The sequence below is a fragment of the Kaistella soli genome (assembly GCF_019038595.1).
Lineage (GTDB): Bacteria > Bacteroidota > Bacteroidia > Flavobacteriales > Weeksellaceae > Kaistella > Kaistella soli.
The window spans coordinates 1-7,460 of sequence record NZ_JAHOPF010000014.1 but is presented as its reverse complement, the minus strand read 5'-3'; the positions used below and the strand labels follow the sequence as shown (position 1 = coordinate 7,460).

The window sequence follows — 7,460 nt, the reverse complement described above, 5'->3', positions numbered from 1 at the left end:
ACACTACACGGAAAAATCTTTGAAGGGATTTTCCCTATGTGGAAATTTGCAAAACTGTTACCCTCAAAACAAACAAAATCAAACTTAACTTTTACAATTTACTGTCCAAACTTTGGGGGTAACTATATTGTGTGCTCTTCCGGAGCAGATTTTAGACGGAATGCAGCAGGAATTAGCAAAATAGGGAATATTATCTCTCAGATTGGGCTTGGTTTAACAGTTAGCTTCGTTGGCGCAGAGATTGGTGTGCCTTTGATGGCAATTGGGGGGATCAGTTTAGCAGCAGATGCGTCAACTTCATTATCTTATCTTTTCGAGAAGAAAACTGAAAAATCTTATCAAACAGCTATACCTACTGTTACTTCTTATTTGTTGGGAAAAGCTACAGGAGGAATTCTTAGTACTCCAGCTAGAAATGGCAAAATATTAACAACAAAAGCAGTTACGGAAGTGGTTACTTATGGTCAAGGTGAGTTCACACAACCTATTATGGAACATGTAATTAAAACAATTAAAAATGGCAATGTTTTTATTATTAATAGGGTTTATTGCTCTATTTCCAACTGTCTTCTAAATTAAATTTTTTCAATTTCAAAATTTATAATGACCCCCTCGCTACCGCGCGATTATATCGCGGTAATCAGGATACCTCCCCGCTCCCTTCTACTTCTCTTTCTAAAGATAAGATTTTACATTTATTTATAGAATACAAAGTAAAGGCACGATTGCATCTTGTGGGGCAAACAACTAAAACCATCATATCTACTATAGAGAATTTACAACAACAACAATAACAACAACAACATATTTTGACAACGGAAAAATCTTTATTGTGAGTTGTTTATTGAATATTAATAATTCTATTATGGTTTTCCGTAATTTTTAGTAAATCTTTTTACTAATTTAGGAAGTTATAAAAGAAGTTTTAATTTAATAAAATAATATTTATTAAGTATCAGTTCCAAAATAAAAAACCCCGGGACAAACCAAGGGTAGGGCTTAATCGCCTAAGGAATAATCCTTGTTAAAATAAGCTTTCAATTGCAAATATATAAAAAATTAAAATATGAAATATAAATTTATTTTAGGATTAGACATTGGAACAAATTCTTTGGGCTGGTCTATAATTAAAGAATTTGAAAACGGAAAAATAGAAATTGTAAAAACGGGAGTACATATTTTTCCAATAGGTACTATGGTAGATGATAAAACAGGTAAGGAAAAAACAAAAAATGAGCAAAGAAGGGGTTATCGTGGAGCCAGTAGAAACAGATATCGATTCAAATTAAGAAGGAGTAACCTTAAAAAAGCATTAGGTGTTTTAGGAATGTTACCAGATTTTTCTAAATATCATAAGCAAAGAGGAAAAGGACAATCTTATGAATTATATAAACTTAGAGCAGATGCAATTAATTCTGATATAAAGATTCCATTAGATGAGATCGGAAGAATTTTTATGCTTCTTAATAAATATAGAGGTTTTAAAAGTAATGCTAAAAAATTAAATGATAATGATAAAGATGCAGGTGTAGTTAAAAAAGGATATGAAGAACTTCAAGACTTTATGATAAAACAAAATACTCAAACTATTGGAGAATACTTCTTTAAAATGCATGAAATTGGAAAAGATTGGTATGAGAAAGGGAAATGGCATAATCCTAACGAACCACTAGATGAAAGAGCGTTTAATGAAAATGGAGAATTTGTGTTGTTTAATTCTAATGGGATTCGTAGGCACTTTGGTAGATATACTTTACGATCAATGTATGAAAACGAGTTTGATAAAATATGGGCAGCCCAAAAAAATCATTATCCAGAAAAACTAACTGGAAGTAAAGAAGAATATGATGAGATTTTAAAATTACCATACCAAGAAAAGATTGATCAGCTTAAACAATTCAAAAATACCAATTATTGGAATTTGAAGGAATATTGTATTTACTATCAAAGACCTTTGAAATCTTCCAAAAGGTTTGTTTCAAATTGCCAATTTGAAAGAGGATTTCTTGAAACGGAAACAAAAGAGGATGGAAGTGTACAGAAAATATGGAAAAAGAAAGCGAAAAAAGCATGTCCTGTAAGTAATCCCTTGTTTCAAGAATTTAGAATTTGGCAAAAGCTTCATCAAATAAGTTATTCATCAATTGCGGAAGATGTGTTTCAACAACCATTGAAAAAAGAATGGTTGCAGCCAATTGTTGATATAATGATGAGAAACTATTTGATTTTCTTAAATAAAACGCCAAAAGTTGAAAAAGACGAAAAAATTTGGATTTCTAAAATATTATATGAAAATGGTTTAATAAATAGTCCAAATTCATATACATTTTTTATTGACAAAGCCGATGAAGATATAGTTCACGAAGAAAAAAATGCTAATAAAATAACAGGTAACGTTACTTATGCATCGTTTGTAGAAGCATTGGGGGAAGAGAAATTTAATGACTTATTAAATGAATTTTTCATTAAAGAAGAGCAAAAAGGTATAGATGAAAATGTTGAAATCAAAGAATCAAAATTATTTGCATTATGGCAGACTATATATATGGCAAAAGATGGTTTGTTCAAAGAAGATGATTGGTTGATGAGTTATTTGGTTGAATCTAAGAAATGGAATTTGACGAAAGATTCCGTAGAAAGATTGATTGAATTAGGGTTACAACCTGACTATAGTTCCTATTCTTCAAAAGTTTTAAAAGCCATTCTGCCAGAAATGCGCAAAGGATTTAATGAATATGATGCACTTAAAATTATCAATAAAGGATATATTAATGAGGATAATACGATTGGAGATAAAGTTCAATTAAAATCTAAAATCTCTCAATTAAAATACCAAGAACTTAGAAACCCTGTAGTCGAAAAAGCAATCTCTAAAACAGTAAGATTGGTTAATTCGATTTTGGAAAAATTTGAGGAAATAACTCAAGAAAATTTTGAGGTAAGAATTGAGTCAACAAGACAACTTAGGAAACCAAGAAATGAAAGAGAAAAAGATAGAAAACAAAATTCTGATAAAGATAAACTGCGTGAAGATTATGCGAAATTTTTAAATGAAAACAAAAAGAATATTGGAGTTAGTAGAGAAATTTATAAAAACGATTCATTAATTAAAAAATATGAGTTGTGGTTGGAAATGAATTTTAACGAAGACGATGAAGTTTTCAAAGAGGAATTTAAAAATTTCAGCAAAATTGTAAAATCAGAAGATAAATTAAAACATCGACTATGGTTAGAATGTGGGAGACAATGCCCTTACACTGGTAAAATCATTAATTTTTCAGATTTATTGGGGGGTAATGTACAAATAGAACATATTATTCCAATGAGTAGAAGTTTGGACAATTCATTCAACAATAAAACACTTTGCTATGGTGTAACGAATACACTTAAAGGTAAAATGACACCAATTGAATTAGCTTCCAAACAAGGGAAGGATTCATTAACGTCGTTCAAAGCTCGTATTAATAACTCTTTAAATAAGTTTTCAGATTCTAAAAAGAAATTATTTCTTGCAGAAAATGTTGAATTAGGATTTTCAAATAACCAACTTTCAAATACTTCCTACATTGCAAAATTTGCAAGAAAGAAAATTGAAGAAGTCTGCAAAAATGTTCAGTTTACTAATGGAAGAGCAACAGCAGAGCTTCGTTATTTTGATTGGAATTTATCTCATTTGATAGATAAAATTCGATTTGAAGATGAAACTGGGATAAATATAGATGATACATACAGTTTGTTTTATAGGTTTATTAATGACTTTAAATCTTGGCATGAAAAAAAATATAAAACCACAGATTTTGATTTCAGAAAAATAAATATAATCGAAAATGAAGATGTGAAAAATTACATTGAAGAAACTAATAATGATTTAATTTATTTCAACGAAGAAATACAGAAATTTAATGAGTTTAGAAGTAAAGGAGTTAAAAAAGACCGAAACGACCACAGACAGCATGCTTTGGATGCATTTATCGTCGCAGCTTGTTCTCCGAGAATTACACAAATATTGAGCACTTACTATGCTCATAAAGAAGAATTAAATCTTGAGAGTAGAGAAAAAGTAGAAAAGAATTTTGATTATGAAGAATTAAAACAAAGCCTTAAATCCATACTTGTAAGTCACAGCGAAAAACAATCATTAATCAAAAAAAGGATTAACAGAATAAATACAAAAGAGGGTGTGAAAGAATCAATAACTTATGCTCCACAAGGAAAATTACATGAAGAATCATTTTACGCAAAAAGAAATGGTGTTACCGTAAGGAGGGTAAAACTTTTTGACACACAAGCTCAAGAAAAAGTTTCATTTATTTCAACAGAAAAACTAAATTATAATGGTAAAGGCGAAAAATGGGCATATATAGATGATTCTGCACTTTATGAAATTACAAAAGAAAGACTTGAAAAATTTGGAAAAAAAGCATTCACAAAAGAAATAATGGAACAAGAACCATTCTTTAGAGCCAGTCCAGACTTTCTTGGTACAACAACTTCAAAAAAAGGGAAACAATTGCCAATTGTGAAGTCCGTTAGAAAACGATTCATTGCTGACAAAACCTTAATTCAATTACCAGCAAAAGATGAAGAAGGAAATATCATTAATGAAAATAGATATGTAGATAATGAAACAAATGCGATACTGGTTCTTTATGAAAAAGATAATTTTGATAATAAGGGTAAAAAGAAAAAACCTTCTCGTGAATATGAACTAATTTCCTATTATCAATATGTAAAGAAAAAAAGAAATGGTGAAACGTTATTCTCAGATGAAAAAAATGAAATTGGCCTAAAAAATCATTTGAATTGGGTTCAAAAAGGAGATTTTATAGCAGTTTATGAAGATGATAATGAAATGAAGATTTACTTAGAATCGCCTAAAAATATTCCAATTGGGAAAATCTATAAAATTAAAGGAATAACTGCAGATAGTAGAATTATTAACGGAAGTGAGTATTCGTATGGGTATGTTACTAAAGTGAGTCACAATAATAGATTAGATGAAGAAACTATTTCTCATACAAAATTTAATTTTATAAAGATTAAACTTAATATTTTAGGAGAAATAGAATGTGTTTTATAATTTTAATTAAAAGAAAATGATCACTCGCTCCATCTACATCGGCAATCCCGCTTATCTTAAACTTAAAGACGAGCAGATGTGTATTATGGAGCCGGAGAGCGGACAAATGAAAGGCAAGGTGCCGGTGGAAGACTTGGGATTGCTGATGCTGGATCATTTCCAGATTACCATTTCCCATCAGCTCATTCAGAAGATGATGGGAAATAATGTGGTCGTAATAAGTTGCGATGCCCACCATCTTCCGCATGGAATAATGCTGCCGCTTCACGGTCATAGCGAACATTCCGACAGAGTCAAAAGCCAACTGGAGGCAAGTGAACCCCTCAAAAAACAGCTTTGGAAACAGACCATAGAGTGTAAAATTGAAAACCAGAAAGAAGTCCTCAGAAGATTAGGGAATTATTATGAACCGATGACCGGCTATCAGAGCAGTGTAAAAAGTGGCGATATCACCAATATGGAAGGCATTGCCGCGCAGCATTACTGGAAATATCTTATAAGTCTGGATTTTCTCCGGCAGCGGTTTGGCGATTCGCCCAATCAGTTTTTCAATTTTGGATATGCAGTTCTCAGAAGCATTGTTGCGAGAGCTATTGTCGAGACAGGATTACTTCCGGTATTGGGAATTTTTCATAAAAACAAATACAACCCGTATTGCCTGGCGGATGATATGATGGAGCCCTATCGTCCCTTTATAGATTTGCTCGTAATGAGTTGGTTAAACAGATATCCGGAATCCGATCAATTAACAAAAGAATTCAAGGCCCACATTCTGGAAATTGCCACCAAAGATATAAAGATCGACGGCAAAACAAGGCCTCTGATGGTAGCGGTTAAAACGACGGCCTCTTCACTGTACAGATGTTACACCGGTGAAAAACGCCAGATTTCTTATCCTGAACTGATATGAATGCCGAAAGGTTTAATGCATACCGAATTATGTGGGTTTTAGTTTTATACGATCTGCCGACCGAAACCAAAGCTAATATGAGGGATGCCAATCTTTTCAGGAAGAGATTGCTGGATGATGGTTTTGCGCTGTTTCAGTTTTCAATGTATATGCGCAACTGCCCAAGCAGGGAAAATGCGGAAGTACACATCAAAAGGGTGAAATTAATGTTGCCTAAAGCCGGGAAGGTGGCCATTATGTGCATTACCGATAAACAGTTTGGTGACATTGAGATTTTTTTTGCAAGAAATAAAGAAGAGCCGCCTCCTACTTCTCAGCAACTGGAACTTTTTTAGAATTCATTTTAAGCTCATAAATTGAACATTAGCATTTCAGAAATGAGTTGCTCGGTTAAGATGACCAACTGAAAAAACCTGATTTTTAATCCTGAAAAAACCCCATAAACCTCCTTTTACAGGAGGTTTTTTTGATTGAGGTTGTGTCGTGTCACGAAGATAATAATTTTTGAAAGCAAATCTCAACATACTACTCTTCTCATAACCCCAGCACTTTGTTGTGTCGTGTCACGAAGATAATAATTTTTGAAAGCAAATCTCAACATCTTTTTTAATTTCATTGATCGCCCGGATGTTGTGTCGTGTCACGAAGATAATAATTTTTGAAAGCAAATCTCAACATTGGCCGGTTTGTTCACGAAAGAATTGTAGTTGTGTCGTGTCACGAAGATAATAATTTTTGAAAGCAAATCTCAACAATTAAAAGCCAATCTTTTGAATCATATATGTTGTGTCGTGTCACGAAGATAATAATTTTTGAAAGCAAATCTCAACACCAAGTGCTAAAACCTTATCGTCTTCAAAGTTGTGTCGTGTCACGAAGATAATAATTTTTGAAAGCAAATCTCAACCGGGAAAAACAATCTTAATTTAACCGAGAAGTTGTGTCGTGTCACGAAGATAATAATTTTTGAAAGCAAATCTCAACTGCGGTGCAATGGTTTGAAAAACGCGGTATGTTGTGTCGTGTCACGAAGATAATAATTTTTGAAAGCAAATCTCAACAAATGCAGTTAGGAGTTTCAATACAGTCAAGTTGTGTCGTGTCACGAAGATAATAATTTTTGAAAGCAAATCTCAACTACCTACTTTCTCTCAAAAGAAAAAAGATCGTTGTGTCGTGTCACGAAGATAATAATTTTTGAAAGCAAATCTCAACTTTGCCATTGATGTTGAATACGCGAATATTGTTGTGTCGTGTCACGAAGATAATAATTTTTGAAAGCAAATCTCAACTTCCGTTAAATCTTCTTTTTTCTGGATCCGGTTGTGTCGTGTCACGAAGATAATATAGTTCCCCCCAAAGTTTGGACAGTAAATTGTAAAAGTTAAGTTTGATTTTGTTTGTTTTGAGGGTAACAGTTTTGCAAATTTCCACATAGGGAAAATCCCTTCAAAGATTTTTCCGTGTAGT

General features: G+C 32.3%; 4 protein-coding genes and 1 CRISPR repeat array. All 4 genes read left to right on the top strand.

The features are described 5' to 3' along the window. On the top strand, window positions 1–579 hold a 579-nt coding region (locus KSK37_RS13905; RefSeq protein ID WP_217202119.1), incomplete at its 5' end, for a hypothetical protein. 487 nt (window positions 580–1,066) lie between these two features. Beyond that, window positions 1,067–5,080: a type II CRISPR RNA-guided endonuclease Cas9 gene (gene cas9, locus KSK37_RS13900; protein ID WP_217202118.1), complete on the top strand. Its 4,014-nt coding sequence runs from the start codon at window positions 1,067–1,069 to the stop codon at window positions 5,078–5,080. A gap of 16 nt (window positions 5,081–5,096) precedes the next feature. Continuing rightward, a complete protein-coding gene (cas1, locus tag KSK37_RS13895; protein ID WP_217202117.1) occupies window positions 5,097–5,990 on the top strand; it encodes a type II CRISPR-associated endonuclease Cas1 in 894 nt (297 codons plus the stop codon). Beyond that, window positions 5,987–6,325 carry a CRISPR-associated endonuclease Cas2 gene (cas2, locus tag KSK37_RS13890; RefSeq protein ID WP_217202116.1) on the top strand — a complete coding sequence of 113 codons (339 nt, stop codon included), beginning with the start codon at window positions 5,987–5,989 and terminating at the stop codon, window positions 6,323–6,325. The genes cas1 and cas2 overlap by 4 nt, the downstream gene beginning before the upstream one ends. A 140-nt stretch (window positions 6,326–6,465) precedes the next feature. After that, window positions 6,466–7,282: a CRISPR direct-repeat array (repeat unit 47 nt; unit sequence GTTGTGTCGTGTCACGAAGATAATAATTTTTGAAAGCAAATCTCAAC). Window positions 7,283–7,460 lie beyond the last annotated feature (178 nt).